Origin of the sequence: Cellulosimicrobium sp. KWT-B (assembly GCF_002127155.1) — a bacterium.
Lineage (GTDB): Bacteria > Actinomycetota > Actinomycetes > Actinomycetales > Cellulomonadaceae > Cellulosimicrobium > Cellulosimicrobium funkei.
The window spans coordinates 1,131,884-1,150,939 of record NZ_NEDO01000001.1 but is presented as its reverse complement, the minus strand read 5'-3'; the positions used below and the strand labels follow the sequence as shown (position 1 = coordinate 1,150,939).

14 protein-coding genes are annotated in these 19,056 nt (G+C 75.6%); 9 read left to right on the top strand and 5 right to left on the bottom strand.

Features of this window, described 5'->3' with window-relative positions; all coding sequences use genetic code 11:
• Positions 1-102 precede the first annotated feature (102 nt).
• From B9L22_RS05015 to B9L22_RS05005, 3 genes are all read left to right on the top strand, one after another.
• Positions 103-1,476 (top strand): glutamyl-tRNA reductase, encoded by a 1,374-nt coding sequence (locus B9L22_RS05015; protein ID WP_086149416.1) that lies wholly within the window; start codon positions 103-105, stop codon positions 1,474-1,476.
• 200 nt (positions 1,477-1,676) lie between these two features.
• The gene (locus B9L22_RS05010) at positions 1,677-4,379 is read left to right on the top strand and encodes a GH92 family glycosyl hydrolase (protein WP_086149415.1); all 2,703 of its coding nucleotides are present in this window, start codon (positions 1,677-1,679) and stop codon (positions 4,377-4,379) included.
• Between the two features lie 98 nt (positions 4,380-4,477).
• Entirely contained in the window at positions 4,478-5,413 is a 936-nt protein-coding gene (locus B9L22_RS05005) for a Ppx/GppA phosphatase family protein (protein WP_076403882.1), read from the top strand.
• A 15-nt stretch (positions 5,414-5,428) separates the two neighbouring features.
• On the opposite strand, the gene B9L22_RS05000 is transcribed toward B9L22_RS05005, so the two are convergent.
• On the bottom strand, positions 5,429-6,796 hold the full coding sequence (locus B9L22_RS05000) for a CoA transferase (protein ID WP_086149414.1): 1,368 nt from the start codon (positions 6,794-6,796) through the stop codon (positions 5,429-5,431).
• A gap of 179 nt (positions 6,797-6,975) precedes the next feature.
• Here B9L22_RS05000 and B9L22_RS20675 point away from each other — a divergent pair, with 179 nt between their 5' ends.
• Positions 6,976-8,226: an SH3 domain-containing protein gene (locus tag B9L22_RS20675; protein ID WP_158097147.1), complete on the top strand. Its 1,251-nt coding sequence runs from the start codon at positions 6,976-6,978 to the stop codon at positions 8,224-8,226.
• A gap of 37 nt (positions 8,227-8,263) precedes the next feature.
• Here the strand turns inward: B9L22_RS20675 and B9L22_RS04990 are convergent, their stop codons facing one another.
• The 3 genes from B9L22_RS04990 to B9L22_RS04980 form a co-directional block, all read right to left on the bottom strand.
• Entirely contained in the window at positions 8,264-10,069 is a 1,806-nt protein-coding gene (locus B9L22_RS04990; protein ID WP_086149412.1) for a hypothetical protein, read from the bottom strand.
• A 126-nt stretch (positions 10,070-10,195) separates the two neighbouring features.
• Positions 10,196-10,663: an NUDIX domain-containing protein gene (locus B9L22_RS04985; RefSeq protein WP_233139727.1), complete on the bottom strand. Its 468-nt coding sequence runs from the start codon at positions 10,661-10,663 to the stop codon at positions 10,196-10,198.
• A gap of 160 nt (positions 10,664-10,823) precedes the next feature.
• Positions 10,824-12,461, bottom strand: a complete 1,638-nt coding sequence (locus tag B9L22_RS04980; protein WP_086149411.1) for a glycoside hydrolase family 10 protein — start codon at positions 12,459-12,461, stop codon at positions 10,824-10,826.
• Positions 12,462-12,697: 236 nt separating this feature from the next.
• On the opposite strand from B9L22_RS04980, the gene B9L22_RS04975 reads away from it, so the two are divergent.
• From B9L22_RS04975 to B9L22_RS04965, 3 genes are read left to right on the top strand one after another with little or no spacing between them, the layout of a single operon-like run.
• Positions 12,698-13,111, top strand: a complete 414-nt coding sequence (locus B9L22_RS04975; RefSeq protein ID WP_086149684.1) for a PadR family transcriptional regulator — start codon at positions 12,698-12,700, stop codon at positions 13,109-13,111.
• Positions 13,108-14,217, top strand: a complete 1,110-nt coding sequence (locus B9L22_RS04970; RefSeq protein WP_086149410.1) for a hypothetical protein — start codon at positions 13,108-13,110, stop codon at positions 14,215-14,217. The genes B9L22_RS04975 and B9L22_RS04970 overlap by 4 nt, the downstream gene beginning before the upstream one ends.
• A 5-nt stretch (positions 14,218-14,222) precedes the next feature.
• Positions 14,223-15,317, top strand: a complete 1,095-nt coding sequence (locus tag B9L22_RS04965) for a hypothetical protein (RefSeq protein WP_158097146.1) — start codon at positions 14,223-14,225, stop codon at positions 15,315-15,317.
• Between the two features lie 101 nt (positions 15,318-15,418).
• On the opposite strand, the gene purB is transcribed toward B9L22_RS04965, so the two are convergent.
• Positions 15,419-16,906, bottom strand: a complete 1,488-nt coding sequence (gene purB / locus B9L22_RS04960; protein ID WP_086149408.1) for an adenylosuccinate lyase — start codon at positions 16,904-16,906, stop codon at positions 15,419-15,421.
• Between the two features lie 170 nt (positions 16,907-17,076).
• On the opposite strand from purB, the gene B9L22_RS04955 reads away from it, so the two are divergent.
• Together B9L22_RS04955 and B9L22_RS04950 are read left to right on the top strand one after the other, a co-directional pair.
• Positions 17,077-17,394, top strand: a complete 318-nt coding sequence (locus tag B9L22_RS04955; protein WP_086149407.1) for a hypothetical protein — start codon at positions 17,077-17,079, stop codon at positions 17,392-17,394.
• A complete protein-coding gene (locus B9L22_RS04950; protein WP_086149406.1) occupies positions 17,391-19,043 on the top strand; it encodes a lipase family protein in 1,653 nt (550 codons plus the stop codon). The genes B9L22_RS04955 and B9L22_RS04950 overlap by 4 nt, the downstream gene beginning before the upstream one ends.
• The last annotated feature ends 13 nt before the right edge of the window (positions 19,044-19,056 follow it).

Genomic DNA, 19,056 nt, shown 5'->3' with positions numbered 1-19,056 from the left:
CCGTGCGGCCGTCGGTCAGGGGATGGCCCGGGGAAAGGGCGACAGGAATCACAGCTACCGATTCTGCCTCTCTCCCGGGGGAATGATTAAATCGGAGGCACTGTGGCTCTTCTCTCCCTCACGGCCAGCCACCACGAGCTGGACCTCGACGCCCTGGAACGACTCTCCACCGGGGCCCACTCGATCGGCGGCTCCGCGGTCGCGGCGTGCGACGTGATCACCGGTGCGGTCGTCCTCGCGACGTGCAACCGGTTCGAGCTGTACCTCGACGTGGACGCCCCCCTCGACGGCACCGGCGTGCAGCACGCGACCGAGCACGTCGCGCGCATGGTCGCCGAGGCGTCGGGCGTGGAGGTGGCGGAGGCGCTCGCGTCGTTCCGCACGCGCGCCGGGACCGAGGTCGCCGAGCACCTGTTCGCCGTCGCGTCGGGCCTGGACTCGATGGTCGTGGGGGAGCGCGAGATCGCCGGCCAGGTCAAGCGGGCGCTGGAGACCGCGCACGCCGACGGCGTGACGTCCTCGACGCTCGAGCTCCTCTTCCAGACGGCGTCGCGCACCTCCAAGAAGGTCAGCACGCACACGACGCTCGGCGGGGCCGGTCGCTCCGTCGTCGCGCTCGGGCTCGACCTCGCCGCCGCCGAGCTGCCGCCGTGGCCGCAGGTCCGCGCCGTCCTCATCGGCACCGGGTCGTACGCGGGCGCGAGCCTCGCCGCGCTGCGGGCGCTCGGGTGCGACGACGTGCGGGTCTACTCGCAGTCCGGCCGCGCCGAGGAGTTCGCGGCCGCGCGCGGCGTCGAGGCCGTGACGGACCTCGTCGCGGCGCTCGAGGACGCGGACCTCGTGGTGTCGTGCAGCGGCGCGCGCGGGCGGGCGCTCGCGGCGGACGCCGCGCGCCCGGGCTCCGAGCGGCGCGAGCAGGCGATCGAGCACGTGCTCGACGCCGCCGCGGTGGTGCGAGCGCGCGAGCGGGCTGCGGTGCGGGCGGGCGACGAGCCCGTCGCGCGCCCCACGGTCGTGCTCGACCTCGCGCTGCACCGCGACGTCGACCCGCGCGTGGCCGACGTCGAGGGCGTGCTCCTGTACGACCTCGCGACGCTCGCGGCGCACTCGCCGTCGATCGCGTCCGAGCTCGTGACGCAGGCCCGCACGATCGTCGACGAGGCGACGCGGGCGTTCGAGGAGACGCGCCTCGGGCGAGCGGCGGACACGGCGGTCGTCGCCCTGCTGGCCGACGCCGAGCGGCGCGTCGCGCTCGAGGTGGCCGACGTCGTCGCGCTGCGCGAGGCGGACGGCGACCCGGTGGAGCCGGACGAGGCCGACGAGATCGCGCGCGGCGTGCGGCGCCGCGTGCACGCCGACCTGCACCGCGCGATCGTCGCGGCCCGCGCGGAGGCCGTCGCGGCGGCGCAGGCCGAGGAGCGCGCGGTCGTCGCGGACGCCCAGGCGCTCGTCCACGAGGCCGCCGCCGCACGCTGAGCCCCGTCCGCTCGACGGACCCGCTGCCCCGGGCATCCGATTGACAGCGCAGTCATAGCCGGGAGAGGGTGGCCGACGGACGCCCGTCGTCGACCAGGAGCACCGTCGCCCCGCCACGAGCGGCCCGGGCGGCACCTGACCGAACGGCCCCGGGGCGCCCCGGGCGACGACGCCCGGTCGCACGTCGAAGAGGACATGGCATGAGACGACCACGACTCGCCCTGCTCGCCGCGGGGCTCGCGCTCGCCGTCGCGCCGGGCACCCTGCTGCCCGCCGCCGCGGGCGCCGCCCCCGCCGACGAGGGCACCGTCACCGCCGCCGCGGGCGACGACCTCACGCTCGAGGTCAACCCGTTCGTCGGCACCGAGAGCGAGGGCAACGCCTACCCCGGCGCGACCGTGCCGTTCGGCATGGTCCAGCTCAGCCCGGACAACACGAACTCCTACGCCTCGACGTCGTACAGCACGAACGCCGGGCGCGTGTGGGGCTTCAGCCACCGGCACGTGAACAGCGCGGGCTGCCCCGCGGCGGGCGAGCTGCTCGTCACGCCGGACACGAGCGCGACCCCGCGCACGTCGCGCTCCTTCATCGCGATCAAGGACCAGAAGAGCACCGAGCGCGCGTCGGCCGGGTTCTACGAGGTGACGCTCGCGAACGACGTGCACGCCGAGCTCACCGCGACCACGCGCGTCGGCGCGCACCGCTACACGTTCCCCGCGTCGACGACGTCGCACCTGTCGTTCAACGTGGGCCAGACCCTGCGCGACGCCGGCGCGAGCTCGGTGACGTGGGTCGACGACCGCACGCTCGAGGGCTGGGTCGACAACGGCGGCTTCTGCGGCGGCACGCCGGACAAGCAGCGGTACTTCTTCAGCGCGACGTTCGACCGCCCGGTCGCGTCGAGCGGCACGTGGGGCACCGACGCGCGCTACGTCGCGGGCTCCACGACGAGCGAGGTCGCGGGCGGCAACAACGGCGCCGTCGCGGTGTTCGACACCACGACCGACCGCGACGTCGAGGTGAGCGTGGGCGTGTCGTTCGTGAGCGTCGACGGCGCGCGCGCCAACCGCGAGGCCGAGGCCACCGACGAGGGCGGGCAGGCCGCGTTCGACACCGTGCGCGAGGAGGCCCGCGACGCGTGGAACGCGGAGCTGGGCCGTGCCGCGATCGACGCGTCGCCCGACCAGCGCCGGATCTTCTACACCCAGCTCTACAAGACCCTGCTGTCTCCGACGATCGGCAGCGACGTCGACGGCCGGTACCGGGGCATGGACCTCGAGGTCCACCAGGCCGACGGCTGGGACTACTACCAGAACTTCTCGCTCTGGGACACGTACCGCACGCAGGCGACGCTGCACGCGCTCCTGCTGCCGGAGCGCGCGCAGGACATCGTGCGCTCGATGTACCAGCACCGCGTCGAGGGCGGCTGGCTGCCGCGCTGGTCGCTCGGCGCGCTGGAGACCAACATCATGGCGGGCGACCCCGTCACGCCCTGGCTCGCCGAGAACTTCGCGCTCGGCACCGTCCCCGACGACATCGCGGACGAGCTGTGGGACTACCTCGTGGAGAACGCCACGACGACCCCGCCGGACGACGTCGCGTCCGTCGGGCGGCGCAGCACCGAGTTCTACGCCGAGCACGGCCACGTGCCGTTCTACCCCGAGAACGAGGGCGGCCTCGGCGGCCAGTTCGAGGAGTACCGCCACGGCGGCTCGGCCACGCTCGAGCTCGCGCTCGCCGACGCGAGCCTCGGCGCCGCGGCCGAGCGCACGGGCCGCGAGGGCGGCCAGGCGTTCCTCGACAGGGGTCGCACCTGGCGCAACCTCTGGAACCCGGACGTCCAGCTCTCCGGCGGCTTCCAGGGCATGGTCAACGCGAAGCGCCCGACGGGCGAGTTCGTCACGCTGCCCGAGCTGACGGACGTCACGCGCTCCGGCTTCCACGAGGGCGTGCCGTGGCAGTACCAGTGGATGGTGCCGCAGGACGTCGCGGGCCTCCAGGAGGTCATGGGCGGCGAGGACGGCTTCGTCGAGCGTCTCGACTACTACTTCGACCGGCCGGCGCTCGCCGCGAACCCCGGCGTCTCGCCGAGCACGTGGGCCAAGGGCGGAAGCTCGTACTACACGACCATCCGCTACAACCCGGGCAACGAGCCGACGATCATGAACGCGTGGCTCTACGGCTACGTGGGCCAGCCGTGGAAGACGAACGACGTCCTCGCCGCCAACCTCAACCGCTTCCCGGACACCCCGGGCGGCGGCGTCGGGAACGACGACCTCGGCACGCTCGCCGCCTGGTACGTCATGGCGTCGCTCGGGTTCGAGCCCGTCATGCCGGGCTCGGGGATCCTCGCGCTCAACGCGCCGAAGGTGCAGGCCGCGACGCTCACGACCGACGCCGGGGCGACGCTCCGCATCGACGCGGCGGGCGCGAACGAGAAGCTCCCGAGCTACGTCGCCGGGCTGGAGGTCGACGGCGTCACGCACACCGCCGCGTGGCTCGACGTCGCGGCGCTGCAGGACGGCGGCACGCTCGACTTCGACCTGTCCGACACGAGCGCGGGCCTGACGTGGGGCACCGGCGCGGCCGACCGCATCCCGTCGGTCTCCGCCGTCGTCCCGCCCGCGCCGGTCGAGGTCGAGGCGAGCGCGCGCTGCCTCGGCGGCCGGGCGTTCGTCGCGGTCCGCGCGACCAGCACGGCCGACGCGCGGCTCGACGTGACCCTCACGACGCCGTTCGGCGAGCGGACGGCCCGGGGCGTGCAGCCGGGCAGGAGTGCCTACCAGTCGTTCACGACGCGCGCGGCGTCCGTCGAGGCCGGGACGGCGACCGTCACGGTCGTCGCCGCGGACGGCACGACGACGACGGTCGACGCGGCGTACGACGCGCTGGCCTGCGGCTGACCGCCACCCCACCGCGGGTGCGCGCCGCGCACCGGACGAGGGTCGTCGTCGGGCAGGACACCCGACGGCGGCCCTCGCCGCGCCGCTAGGCTCGCCGCGTGAGCACCACCACGCGCCTGGGCGTCCTCGACATCGGCTCGAACACCGTGCACCTCGCCGTCGTCGACGCCGCGTACGCGGCGCGTCCCGTGCAGGCCGCGGGGGCGCGCACGGTCGTGCGCATCATGCGCTACCTCCGGCCCGACGGGTCGCTGTCCCCGGAGGGTGTCGCGGCGATGCTCGCCGCCGTCGACGACGCGATGGCGCTCGCGCGCGAGTCGGCCGTCGACGAGATGCTGCCCATGGCGACGTCGGCGCTGCGGGACGCGACCAACGGGCCCGAGGTGCTCGCGGCGATCGGCGAGCGCGTCGGGCAGCCGGTCCACGTGCTCTCCGGCGAGGACGAGTCGCGCCTGACCTTCCTCGCCGCGCGCCGCTGGCACGGCTGGGCCGCGGGTCGGCTGCTCGTCCTCGACATCGGGGGCGGGTCGCTCGAGATCGCGTCGGGCGTCGACGAGGAGCCCGACCTCGCCGTGTCCCTCCCGCTCGGCGCGGGCCGCATGACCATGGCCTTCCTGCCCGACGACCCGCCCGCGCCCGAGCACGTCGAGGCGCTGCGCGAGCACGTGCGCACGACGCTCGCGCCCGCCGTCGCGCGGTTCGCCCGGCTCCCGCGCCCGGACCACGTCGTCGCGACGTCCAAGACGTTCCGCTCGCTCGCGCGGCTCGCGGGCATGCAGACCGAGGCCGTCGGCCCTGACGACCGGTGGCGGATGCGCCGCGCGCAGCTCGCGGACTGGGTGCCGCGGCTCGCGCGCATCACGGCCGAGGGCCGCACCGCGCTGCCGGGCATCACGCCGGAGCGCACGTTCCAGATCGTCGCGGGCGGGGTAGTCGCGGTCGAGACGATGCGCGCGCTCGGCGTGGACGAGGTCGAGATCTGCCCGTGGGCGCTGCGCGAGGGCGCGATCCTGCGCCGCCTCGACCACGCCTGACGTCCGGCGACCCGCTCAGCCGCCGGCTCCGGACGCGCCGCGCGGGGTCGCCCACCGCGGCGCGTCCGCGCTCCACGGCCGGGCCGGCGCCGGGTAGTCGTCGACGGGCTCGCCCGCGAGGCGGTCGAGCGCGGGCCGGGTCGTCGTCGCCTCGACGTCCCGGCCGTCGAGGCGCACCCGGTGCCCGACGACGCACCGCGCCCCCGGCGTCCGCGGCGGCCCGTGCGCGGGGTCGCGCCCGGGGGCGACGAGCAGCGCGTGCGCGGTGCGGGCGAGCGCGGCGTCGACGTCGCGCCCGCGGCCGTCGGCCGCGCGGTCGGCGAGGGCGTCGACGACGGCCGCGGCCAGGAGGTAGCCCGTCGCGTGGTCGAGGGCCTGGGCGGGCAGGGCGCCGGGCGCGGCGGTCGAGGTGTCGCCCACGGTCCCGTCCCGCGTGCCCTCCACGAGCGCGATCCCGCTGGCCGCCTGCACGATCGAGTCGAAGCCGCGGCGCGGGGCCCACGGGCCGTCGTCGCCCCACGCGCTGACGCGCGCGTGCACCGCGCCACCCGGCAGGCGCAGGCCGAACGCCTCGACCGCGCCCGGGCGGTAGCCCGTCACGAGGACGTCGGCGGCGTCGAGCAGCTCCTGGGCCCGGGCCCGGCCGTCGGGGGTCGCGAGGTCGAGCAGCGCGGACCGCTTGCCCTGCCCGGTGTCGAGGTGCTGGACCTCGATCTCGGGCAGGCCCGGCGGGTCGACGCGCAGGACGTCCGCGCCGAGCAGCGCGAGCGTCCGGGTCGCGACGGGCCCGGCGATGACGCGGGTGAGATCCAGGACCCGGAGGCCGGCGAGCGGCCGGGGCCCGACGGCGAGCGGGCGCGGGGGAGCGGCGTCGTCGCGCACCGCGGTCCGCACGCCAGGGCCCGACGCCGCGGCCCGGCCCGGCGCGGACGCGCGCCACTCGTCCGCAGAGCGCACGCGCACGGCGATCGCGCCGACCGAGGCCGCGAGGTCCTCGACCTCCTGCGCCGACCGCGCGGCGAGCGCCGTCGCGACGTCGTCCCGGGACGGGGGGTCCGCGACCGTGGCGGGCAGGTCAAGGAGCGCGAGCAGCCGCGCGCGGTGGTGCGGGTAGTTCGCGTGCGTGCGGACCCAGCCGTCCGCCGTGCGGAAGAAGCCGGACAGCGGCGCGAACCCGTCCACCGGAGCGCCGTCGACCCGCAGCAGCCGGTCGCTCGCGAACGCCGCCGCGACGCGCTCGGGGTCCGGGGCCGGTCCGGGGTCGAACCCGCCCGCCCGCGCCGCGGCGTCGCGCACGGCCGCGACCGACGCGAGCGCGAGGCCGAGCACGGGCAGCGTCGCAGCGAGGAGGTCGTCGTCCGCGCGTCCCGTCCCGACGGTCATGGCACGACGGTACGCCCCGCGCGCCGTCGAGCCCTCGGCGCTGTTGGACGGTCGTCCATCTGGCGGTCCCCGCGGACTGGCCTTACCGTTCCTGAGGCGTGTCAACCCGACACGCCGGGTATGTCTGATTTCTTTTCAGGGGGCAGAGGATGGTTCGGAACGCGAGGCGCTGGTCGGGCGTGGCGAGCGTGGCGATGGCGACGGCGCTCGCCACGGGGCTCGGCGCGCTGCTCGTCGCCCCGAGCGCGAGCGCGGCGGCCGCCGTCGTGGCGCCGCTGGGGGCGCGCACCTACTCGGTCTCCTCCTACTACGGCCCGCGCTGCATGCCGGTCGCCAGCGCGTCGACCTGGCACCTCGGGCAGGACCTCGGCGCGACCTCCGGCACGCGGATCAACGCGATCGCCGACGGCACCGTCCTGCGCGCGGGCAGCGTCAGCGGGTTCGGGCAGTGGGTCGTCCTGCGGCACACCATCGGCGGGAAGACGGTCTCGAGCGTCTACGGGCACGTCATCGACGGCGACAAGTACGTCAAGGCCGGGCAGACGGTCAAGGCCGGCCAGCGCATCGCCGACGTCGGCTCCACCGGCATCTCCACCTCGCCGCACCTGCACCTGGAGGTCTGGAACGGCACCTACGGGTCGGGCGCGTCGCACACCGACCCGCTCGCCTACCTCAAGGGCAAGGGCGTCGACCTCGGGCGCGACGCGACACGCGTGGCCGCCCGGTCGACCGCGACGTCGTGCACCTACTACACGAACGCCGACGTGGACGTGCGCGCCGGGGCGGGCACCGGCGCCGTCGTCGCCCGGGTCGCGCGCGGGGCGACCGTCGTCGGCAAGCCCGGGGACGAGAGCGGCACGTGGCGCCGGGTCACGTCGGGGCGGACGACGGGCTGGGTCCCGGCCGCGAGCATCGGGCCGACGAAGCCCGCGCCGGTCAGCACGCCCCCGGCGGCGAAGCCGCCGGCACCCCAGCCGGCGCCGAAGCCGTCGGCGCCCCAGCCGGCGACGCGGTACGTCACGGCTGCGTCGCTCAACCTGCGGGCGTCGGCGACGACGTCCTCGGCCGTGGTCGCCCGCCTCCCGAAGGGCACGAAGCTCGCGGTCGCGTCGACCTCGGGCGGCTGGCTCAAGGTCACCGCGAACGGACGGACCGGCTGGGTCTCCGCCCAGTACACCTCGACGAGCGCACCGGCGGCGCCCGCGAAGCCCGCCCCGGCACCGCCCCAGGCCGCGACGTCGTACGTCACCGCGTCGAGCCTCAACCTGCGGGCGTCGGCGTCGACCTCGTCCAAGGTCGTCGCGCGGCTCGCGCGCGGCTCCGCGGTGACGCACGCGGGCACCGCCTCGAAGGGGTGGCTCAAGGTGACCGCCGGAGGCCGGACGGGCTTCGTCTCGACCGCGTACCTCTCGGCGCAGAAGCCCCGCTGAGACGACCCGGCGCCGCGCCCCTCCGGGCGGCGCGGCGTCAGCCCCCCGGCGTCACCGTGCCGGGGAACCGGGCGGCGGAGCGGTCCGTGACCGAGCCGTCGCCCGCGGCGTTGATCTCGCTGATCATCATGACGAGGTCCAGGTCGGAGTCGGCCGCCCGGGCCAGGCTCGTGGCGAGCTGGTACGGGTCCGAGAGCGGCTTCATGTCGTAGTCGGTGACGACGGCCCGCGTCTGCATGCCGAGGGCGTCGTTCTCGACGGCGGTCCGCACGCTGTCGGCGAGGCGGTTCATCTGCGACTCGGTGAGCGTCATCGTCACCTGCTGGCCGGGCGACACCTCGCCGGACGGCGCGAAGCCGGAGAAGTCGCGCGTGTTGAAGTACTGCGACGACATGTCGTCGGCCGTGACGTCGAACGAGTACGTGCGCGCCGAGAGGTCCTCCGTGCCGGAGGCGTCGAACGACTGCGACAGGCGGAAGTCGCCCCGGTCGCCGTACGTCGCGGTCATGAGCTGCTCGGTGCTGCCGTCGGGGTAGGTCGTCGCGACGAGCGACCCGGTGTTCTGGCCGATCTGCCACTCGGCCCCGCCCACGGGCGTGTCGAAGCCGACGGTCGACGTCGAGTCGTAGTTGACGCGCTGGATGGTCGTCGTGCCGGAGATCCCGGTCGACGGGTCGCCGGGGATCTCGCCGGTGACGAGGTAGGTGTCGTAGGCGGCCTGGCCCTCGGGCGTCGACAGGTCGAACTCGGCGCTGCGCAGGGACGCGCCGTCGAGCGACGTGGTGTTGCCGAGCATGACCTTGACCGCGTCGAAGTCGAGGCCGAGTCCCGCGTGGTTCGCGATCGCCTCCGTCGGGCCCGCGGTGACGCGGACCGTGTCGTCGCCCGTGCGCTCGATGAGGCTGCTCACGCCCTCGGAGTCCTTGACGGACGACTCGAGCGCGATGTGCCGGAACGCGGCGTCGAGCTCGGTCTTGGAGTAGCTCCCGCCGTCCATCGTCACGGACGAGCCGACCGGCATGCTCCTCGGGTCGAACGGGTTGACGGACCCGGGGTCGACGTCGGTGCCGTCGGGCATCTTCAGGGTGTACTCCGACGTGACGCCGGTCGTGTACCCGCCGCTCACGCCCGTGCCGCCCTTCGAGACGCCGCCCTCGACGCCGATCGAGACGTCCGACTTCGACGTGTAGGTGGTGAAGCCGTCCTCCGACTTCTCCCCGACCGTGTACTCGGCGCCGCCGTTGACGCCGAACGAGACCTTGGAGCCGTCGGTCGTCTTGAACCAGTCGGCGAGCGACCCGCTGCCGGAGTACGTCGTCTCGCCGCTGTCCGGGTCGTGGGAGACGCCGAAGCCGACCTTCGAGTCCGTGCCCTCCGTCGCGGGGCTCCCGAGGCCGCCGTTGTCGGAGCCGCCGCTCTGGCTGCCCTTCACCGAGACCGTCGGGCCGCCGGGGCCGTCGCCGCTCTCGCCCGAGCCGCCCTCGCCCGACCCTCCGGAGCCCGAGCCGCCGGACCCCGACCCGGACCCGCCCGACCCGCCAGCCCCGCCGGCACCCCCGCCGGCGCCCGCGCCCGTGCCGTCGGAGCTGGCGCTCTCCTGCTGGTCGGCGTTCGTGCGCACCTTGTCGGCCGCGTCGCGCAGCGTCGCCGCGGCCGCGGCGAGCGCGGGGCCGAGCTCGGAGGTCCAGCGGCCGCGCAGCTCGTCGCCGTCGGGCCCGGCCCAGCGGGCCCCGCTGACGGTGGACTGGAGGCCGCCGCGCGTCGTCTCGAGCGACTCCGACGCCGTCGTCAGGCTCTGCGCGAGCCTGCGCAGCTCGCCGATGTCGGCACCGTAGAACCCCATGGTCGTCCCTCTGTCGCGGCGGATCGTGCTTCCGGAGCGTACGTGGACGGGCGCCCCCGCGTCTCGGGGTGCCCATGGGGTGAGGTCCCCATGCCGCGTCCGAGCGGCCTGCCTGGGGCCGCGCGGTCAGGCCGAGAGGACGTCCGCGAGGCGTTCGAGGACGATGCGGCCGGCGGGCGGGACGCGGTCCGCGTCCGCCGGCGTGAGCCACGCGAGCTCGGCGATCTCGGCGTTCGGCGCCGGCTCAGGGGACCCGGGCAGCGGCTCGGCGTACAGGCAGTGCATCCGCACGACGCGCCCGCCCAGCCCGTGCCCCGGGGCCTCGGCGACGAACGCGGGCCGGACCGTCTCCGGGTCCAGGCGCACGCCGAGCTCCTCGTGGATCTCGCGCACCAGCGCCTCGGTGTCCGTCTCGCCGGGCTCGACCTTGCCGCCCGGCATGAAGAAGCGGTCCTTCCCGGTCGTCCGCACCGCGAGCAGGCGTCCGTCACGGACGTTCACCCACCCGACGGTGCGCAGGGGCGGGAGGTCGGACGGCGGGGCCGACGCTCCGGCGGTCGAGGGGTCGGCGGGGCGCAGGTCGGGCGTGCTCACGCGTCCCACTGTGCCACCCCGCACCCACGGCGGGGCGGCCGCGGAACCCCGACGGCGCGTGGCGCACCCAGCGAACCACGCGCCGTCGGGCCTGCCCCTCGCGCGGCCCCAGTTCCGGCGAAGGGCGATCGTGCCGGGCCGAGGCCCGGCACGACGATCGTCACACCGACCAGCGGACCCTGCTCGGTGCGGACTCGTTCCAGACGCGGTCGAGCGCGGTCACGGCGTACGTGTACCGGCGCCCGCGCACGGCGGTCGGGTCGAGGAAGTCCTGGACCACCCGGCCCTCGGCGCGCTGCGTCGCGACGAGGTTCGCGGGGTTCTCGGTGTCCACGTGCTGCACCCACCCGTCGGCACGGTAGATCGCGAACGACGTCGCCGCGAACCGGCGGCCGCCGGCGTCGGTCCAGTGCACGCGGACGCCGTCGTCGCGCCAGCCGGCCCACGCGAGCACGGGGGTGCGGACCTTCGTGCCCGGGAGGTGCGGCATGGCCGGGACGAGCGCCGGGTACCGGTAGTGGTCGTCGCGCACGCGCGTCATCGAGCCCTGCGGGTCGGCCGGGACGTGCTTGGCCGAGAAGTAGACGTTGCCGTGCACCGGGTGCTCCTGCTCCTGGCAGAACGTCAGGTGGTTCGACAGCTCGGCCGGGTCCGTGAAGACGCCCGACGTCACCTTGTACAGCGCCTCGCCGATGTACAGGTGCGTGCCGGACTGCGCGGCGACGTCGGCCCACCACGGGACGAGCTTCGCGTAGTCCGCGACGGCGAGCCCCAGCTGCCAGTAGATCTGCGGGTTGATGTAGTCGAGCCAGCCCTCGAGGACCCACTTGCGCGTGTCGGCGAACTGCATGTCGTACGACTGCGAGCCGCCCGTCTGCGAGCCGCGCGGGTCCGTCGAGGCGTTGCGCCAGATGCCGAACGGGCTGATGCCGAACTTGACCCACGGCTTCGCCTGCTTGATGCGCTGCGAGATGGACTGCACGAACGTGTCGACGTTGTGGCGGCGCCAGTCCTCGACCCGGTCGAAGCCGGCGCCGTGGGTCGCGAAGGTCGCGGCGTCCGGGATCGTCTCGCCCGCGACGGCGTAGGGGTAGAAGTAGTCGTCGAAGTGCACGCCGTCGATGTCGTAGTTCTCGACGCTGTGCAGGATCGCGTTCTTGATGTGCTCCTGCGCCGCGGGCAGGCCCGGGTCGAAGTAGAGCTTGCCCCCGTAGGCCCACACCCACTCCGGGTGCTGCCGCGCGGGGTGCTCGGGGACGAGCCGCGTCGGGTCGGCCTGCATCGACACGCGGTACGGGTTGTACCAGGCGTGGATCTCCAGGTTGCGCCGGTGGCACTCCTCGACGACGAACGCGAGGGGGTCGTAGCCGGGGTCCTGGCCCTGCACGCCCGTGAGGTACTGCGACCACGGCTCGTAGGGGCTGGGCCAGAACGCGTCGGCCGTCGGGCGGACCTGGACGAACACGGCGTTGAGACGGAAGTCGCGCGCGACGTCGAGCCAGCCGAGGAGCTCGGCCTTCTGCTGCTCCGCCGAGAGCCCGGACGCCGACGGCCAGTCGATGTTCACGACGCTCGAGATCCACATCGCGCGCAGCTCGCGCTTGCGGGGCGCCGGGGCCGCGGTCGGCGCGGCGTGGGTCGCGCCGGGCGTGGTGAGCGCGGCGGCCGGGGTGAGCGAGCCGACCGTCACGGTGAGCGTGCTCGCCGCGACGCCCGCCGTGGCGAGGGTGAGGAACTGTCGTCGTCCGACGCCGGCGGGGGCCGAGGCGGGGGACGTGGGGGAGCCGTCGAGCGTCATTGCTGATCCTCCGGGTCGTCGAGTATGTGGCAGATAGTTTCACAGAACATCGGGTCTGTGAAGGTTTGCGCCACGCGATCCCGGCGGCGACGCCGGGCGTGGGGTCGTCGGCGCTCCGGGGCCCGGCGCGGTGCGGGACGCCTGGTGGACTCTCCCGGCCCGTGCCCGGCGGGCCGCGACGCGCCGTGCGCTGCGGGTCCTGCGCATACCTTCGCGGCGAGAGTATGGTCGCCGCCATGGCATCGAAACCGCTCCAGGAACCCGCGTTCCTCGTGCTGTCCGCGCTCGCCGCCGGGCCGCTCCACGGGTACGGCATCGCGCAGGACGTCGAGTCCAGCTCCGACGGGCGCGTGACCCTGCGCGCCGGCACGCTCTACGGCGCGATCGACCGGCTCGTCGCCGCCGGGCTCGTCGAGGTCGACCACGAGGAGGTCGTCGACTCGCGGCTGCGCCGGTACTACCGGCTCACCGCCGAGGGCGGCTCGCGCCTCGCCGCCGAGGCCGAGCGCGCCGAGGCCCAGGCGCGCCGCGCGCTCGAGCGTCTCGGTGCCCGACGCCGCACGGCCGCCCCGGCGGGCGACCGCGCCGCGACCCGCCCCACGCCCGGGCGCGCCGGAGGGTCGCTCGACGGCGGGGTGGTACCGGCATGAGCCACCTCGACAGCCATGACGACACCGACGCCGTCGGGACGGTGCTCGTGGCGCCGGTCCTCGTGCGGGACTACCGGCGGCTGCTGCGCCTGTTCCCGTACACCTACCGGCGGGCGCACGAGGCCGAGATGCTCGGGCACCTGGTCGACGGCGCGCGGCCCGGGCAGTCGCGGCCGACGCGGGCCGAGCGGTGGGACCTGCTGCGCGCCGCCGCGCGCGAGTGGTTGCTCGCGCCGCTGGGCCCGACGGAGCGCCAGCGCGCCTCGGCCTCGGTGGTCGTGCTCGTCGTGCTGACCGCGGTGCTCGCGGCCCCCGCGGCGTACGACCTCGTGCGCGCCGTCCAGGTGGTGACGGACGACTCGGCGCGAGAGGCGCTCGGGTCGCTCTCCTTCCCGGTGCTGCTGGCGACCGTGGCGGCGCTGGTCGCGGTGCCCCTCGCGCCGGCCTGGCTGGCGTGGCTCTCCGCGCTCGTCGCCGTCGCCGTGGGAGCACAGCGGACGGCGCTCGTGCTCGCCGCGCTCGCCGCGACGGCGGGAGTCGTGGCCGTCGGGGCCCTCGTCTCGGCGGAACGGGCGTTCGTCGCGTTCCAGGCGGTCGGCTGGGTCGTCGTCCTCCTGGCCTTCCTCCTGACCCTCGTCGCGCGGGCCCGGCAGGAGGCGCCCGTCTTCGGCGCGCGAGCGGGAGCGGTGGCGTTCTGGATGACGGCGGCCACCCTCGCGCTCTCGGCACGAGGCGGTGCGTCGGCGGTCTCGCAGGAACGCGTCTGGGTGTCCGTGTCGGTGAGCCCTTCCCTACAGGCCATCGGCCTGGGCTGCCTGGGTGTCGTGGCGTTGCTCGTGCTCGTCCGCCCCGTGCGGCAGGCCGCTCCGGTCCTCGGCGGCGCGCTCCTGGCCATGACCCTGAGCCGGTCGGACGTCTTCTGGTCCGGCGCGCTCGACACGACGGCCGTGAACCTCGGCAACGTGCTGGGGGTGGTCGGGGTGTCGGTGGCGCTCACCCTCGCGACTCGCTGGGTGGTCAACCGTCTCGACGAGCTCGCCGCCGCCCGCACCGCGCACCGCGCGTTCCTGGCGGCGGCGGCCGACGGCACGGCGGCTGCCGCGTGACCGGGGTGGCGGCATCGCCCGCGGACCCGCTCCTGCCGGTGGCGCCGGTCCTCGTGCGGGACTACCGGCGGCTGCTGCGGCTGTTCCCGTACACCTACCGGCGGGCGCACGAGGCCGAGATGCTCGGCCACTTGCTCGACGGCGCGCGGCCCGGGCAGTCGCGGCCGACGCGTCCCGAGCGGTGGGACCTGCTGCGCGCCGCCGCGCGCGAGTGGTTGCTCGCGCCGCTGGGCTCGTCCCCACGGCAGCGGCGCGCGGCGACGGGGCTCCTGCTCGTGGTCCTGCCCGCCGCGCTCGTGGTCATGGCCGCGCGCGTCCTCGCGTTCGCCGCGGCGATCGTCGGGGCCGTGCTCGGCCCGAGCGGGCACGCACCGCTCCTGACGACCGTCCCGACGGCGTCGATGTGGACCCTCTGGCTCGCGGCGGTGGCCCTCACGCTCGCCGGGGCGCAGCGCGTCGTCCTCGCTGCTGCGGTGCTCGCCGTCGTCGCCGGGGTGGGCGGGCTCGCGGTCTCGCTCGGTGCGGGGAACAGCTATGCGGCGTACCTCGACGCGCCGTGGGTCGCGGCGGTGTCCGTCTACGCGGGCGTGCTCGCCGCGCGTCGGGCGTGCCGGGTCGGGCCTGAGCCGTGGACGCTCCGGGCGGCGACCCTCGGGGCGATGGCTCTGGCCCTCGGAGGGTTCGCCGCGGCGACCGCTGCCGACGCGGCGAGCTTCGGGGCGCCGTGGTGGTCGGGTGTCGCGCTGAGCCCGTGGACGGTCCCCGCGCTGGCTGCGCCGGTCGTCCTGCTCCTCGGGGCCGCGCTGCTGTGGCGCCGGACGCGGCCGGCGGTCCCGGTGCTCGGCGGCCTCGTCCTCGCAGGCGTGCTGAGCCGCTCGACCTTCTTCTGGTCGGGGACCGTGAACGTCCAGACCGCGGACCTCGGTAACGTGCTCGGGCTGCTCGCGCTCGCGGCCGCCGCGACGCTCGCCCTGACCTGGGTCGTCAACCGCCTCGACGAACTCGCCGAGGTGCGCGCCGCGCACCGCGCCCAGCTCGCCGCCGTGGGCGGAGCGCCGGGCCGGGGCGGGTCCCACCCGGGCGAGCCGACCGCCGTCTGACACGGGCGCCGTCGACCACGACGCGGGGGCGGACGAGAACGGGGTCGGCGACCGAGATCCCCAGGATTCGGTCGCCGACCCCGTGCTCGGCGCCGGTCTTGTCAGTCGAGGTAGGTCTCGACCAGGCGGGAGGCGAGGCCCGTGTACGTCGCGGGGGTGAGGTCCGCGAGGCGCTGCGCGACGTCGTCGGGCAGGCCGAGGCCCGCGACGAACTCGCGGAGCCGTGCCGCGTCGACGCGCTGGCCGCGCGTGAGGTCCTTGAGGCGCTCGTACGGGTTCTCCATGCCGGGGACGCCCGCGACCGACGCCGCGCGCATGGCCGACTGGATGGGCTCGCCGAGCACCTCCCAGTTCTCGTCCAGGTCCGCCGCCATGAGGTCGGCGTTCGCGGCGAGGGCCTTCAGGCCGCGGCGCACGTTGTCGATCGCGAGGAGCGAGTGGCCGAACGCGGGGCCGACGTTGCGCTGCGTCGTCGAGTCCGTGAGGTCGCGCTGGAGGCGCGACGTCACGAGCGTCGCGCCGAGCGTGTCGAGCAGCGCGGACGAGATCTCGAGGTTCGCCTCGGCGTTCTCGAACCGGATCGGGTTGACCTTGTGCGGCATGGTCGACGACCCGGTCGCGCCCGGCACCGGGATCTGCGTGAAGAACCCGAGCGAGATGTACGTCCACACGTCGGTCGCGAGGTTGTGGAGGATCCGGTTGAACCGCGCGACGTCCGCGTACAGCTCGGCCTGCCAGTCGTGCGACTCGATCTGCGTCGTCAGCGGGTTCCACGTGAGACCGAGGCCCTCGACGAAGTGCTTCGAGACCGACGGCCAGTCCACGCCCGGGACCGCGACGGTGTGCGCGCCGTACGTGCCCGTCGCGCCGTTGAGCTTGCCCAGGTACTCGGCCGCGCCGACGCGGCGGAGCTGGCGGCGCAACCGGTGCGCGAGAACGGCGAGCTCCTTGCCGAGCGTCGTCGGCGTCGCGGGCTGGCCGTGCGTGCGCGAGAGCATCGGCACGTCGGCGTGCTCGCGCGCCATGTCCGCGAGCTGGTCGGCGAGCGCCGTCGCGGCGGGCAGCCACACGTGCTCGACGGCGCCGCGCACCATGAGCGCGTAGGACAGGTTGTTGACGTCCTCGCTCGTGCACGCGAAGTGCACGAGCTCGCCGACGCCGGGCAGCACCGTGTCGGGGCCCAGCGTGTCGGGCGCTGCGGCGAGGCGCCGCTTGACGAAGTACTCGACCGCCTTGACGTCGTGCACCGTCTCGCGCTCGATCGCGGCGAGCTCGGCGATCTCGTCGCCACCGAACGTCGCGGGGATGCGGCGCAGGTAGGCGACCTCGGCGTCGGAGAGCTGGGGCGCGCCGGGCACGACCGGGCGGACCGCGTTCTCGTCGACCGCCTGGACGCCGTTGCACAGCGTGATGAGCCACTCGACCTCGACGTGGAGGCGCTCGCGGTTGAGCGCGGCCTCGCTGAGGTGGTCGACGAGCGGGGCGACCGCGGCGCGGTAGCGGCCGTCGAGCGGGCCGAGCGCGATCGGCGGGGTCACCTCGGCGAGGCTCACGCGGGCAGGGGCGGCTGCGGCAGGGTTCTCGGGCACGCCCCTGATTCTCCCACGCGTGCCCGACGGCGGTCGGTGCCGCCCGCAGTCCGGGCAACGGAGCCGTCGCGCGGCCCGTGGCCGTCCCCAGCGTCCGGGCGCGAGGGTTCGGTCCACAGCCTGGCGACCTGCCGCGCCGTCGGCCGGCGGGGCTCCGTACGGTCGCCGCCATGCCGACCCCGCCACCACCGCCGTGCCTCGCCGCACCCTTCGGGATCACCCGTGCCCGCGACCAGGTCCGCACGGCGACCGACGACGCCGCGCGCGCCGGCGCCGCCCTGGAGACCCCCGATCTCCCGTGGGCCGGGCAGGCGCGGCACGCGTACGACGACGCGACGGCGGAGGGTCGGGCAGCCCTGCTCCGGCTCGACGAGACGCTCGGGACGTGCCTCGTGCGGCTGGACGCGCTCACCGTGCTCGCGGAGGCGGACGTCACGAGCCTGCGGGCGGGGCTGGCCGCGGGGCTCGCCGCGGGAGGCGGCTCGTGAGCGGGTCGCCGCCCGGCCCGTCCGTCGTGATCCGTGGCGGGACGGAGCCGACGGTCGTCGAGACGGCGGGGGTCGTCGCGCAGGCCGCGGTGCTCGCGGCCCGGGCGGACCTCCTGACCGGAGCGGCGGGGGCGCTGCGGGACGCGCGGCACGCGGTGGAGGTCACGACGGCCACGCCGACGGCGTTCGCCGGGCGGCTCGTCCCGGCCGAGCCGCTCGGGGCGGCCGCGGGCGCGAACCTGACGACGACGCCGTTCTGGTCGGCGGAGGTCCGGGCCGCGCGTGCGGCCCTCCTCGACGGCCTCGACGCGGCGGCCCTGCTCGCCGGGCAGGAGGAGCAGCGGCTGCGCGGGCTCGCCGCGCGGCTCCACCAGGCGGTCCGGGTGTACGACGACGCGGACGCCGCGGCCGCCGCCGGGTGGTCCGACACCGCGCTGGTCGTGGCGGGACGGCACTACGGGCTGGCGGGGGCGGGCGTCGCCGGGCTCGGGATGATCGTCGCGCAAGGCCTCGCCGGGCTCGCGCAGTCGCTGCTGCACGGAGGGCCCGCTCTCGGTCGGCTCGTCACGACGGGCGAGGCGCTGCACCCCGCGACCGTCCGCGCGCTGGGTCGCACGATCGGCATGCTCGACCCGGACCGCCCCTGGTACGCCGTACCGACGGTCGGGAACGCGGCGGCGGTGCTGCGGGCGTCCGTCCAGCCGCTGCGCGACCGGTTCCTGCCCGACCCGGAGGTGCGGCGGGTCGACGCGGCGCCCTACGACCTGCCGACCCCCACGGACACGCGGTCCGCCCTCGGCGCCGTGGCGGCGCTCGGGAGCACGGACTCGGTGCTGAGCGTCCAGCGCATCGTCAAGGACGACGGGACGCCGACGTGGGTCGTCGCGATCCCGGGCACCCAGCCCGGCAACCTCCGGACGGTGTGGAACATGACGTCCAACTACGACCTCATGTCCGACGACGAGTCCCAGCGCGCGCAGGCGGACAGCGTGCGGGCGGTGCTCGACGCGATGGGCCAGTCGGGCATCGAGCCAGAGGACGACGTCGTGCTCGTCGGGCACAGCCAGGGCGGCATGGTCGCGGCCACGATCGCGGCGGCGACGGTCGGGACCTACCAGGTGCGCCACGTGGTGACCGCCGGGTCACCGGTCGGGGGGCACGGCCTCCCGCCCGGCGTGCGCGCCACGCACCTCGAGACCAGCGGGGAGGGGGTCTCCGGCCTCGACGGGAAGCCGAACCCGGCGACGCCCGGGCGCGTGACGGTGACCGGTACCGTCTTCGCGCCCGGCGGCGGGCCGCCGCTCGACGTGCCGCACTCCGTCGGCTACCACCAGGACGTGCTCGACGCCGCGGTCGAGGTGGGCGACCGCGGCCTCGAGGAGCACCTCGCCGACGTGGAGCACTGGCTCGACGGGGAGGCGGAGGACCCGCTCGCCTACGAGGCGCGTCTCGTCCCGGACCCGGAGACGACGTTCTGCGTCGGTGAGCTCGCGGTGCCGAGGCCGCCGTGGCCCCCGTGGCCGGCTCCGGACGGCGTCGTGACGGCGCCGGGTCCGTCCCTCGGCACGCCGGGGACGTCCGGCACGCCCGGCGGCACGGGCCCGCTCGGGGGCGCCGGGACGGGTGGTGGCGAGGACGATGTGCGGTGACGGCCCGGTGCCG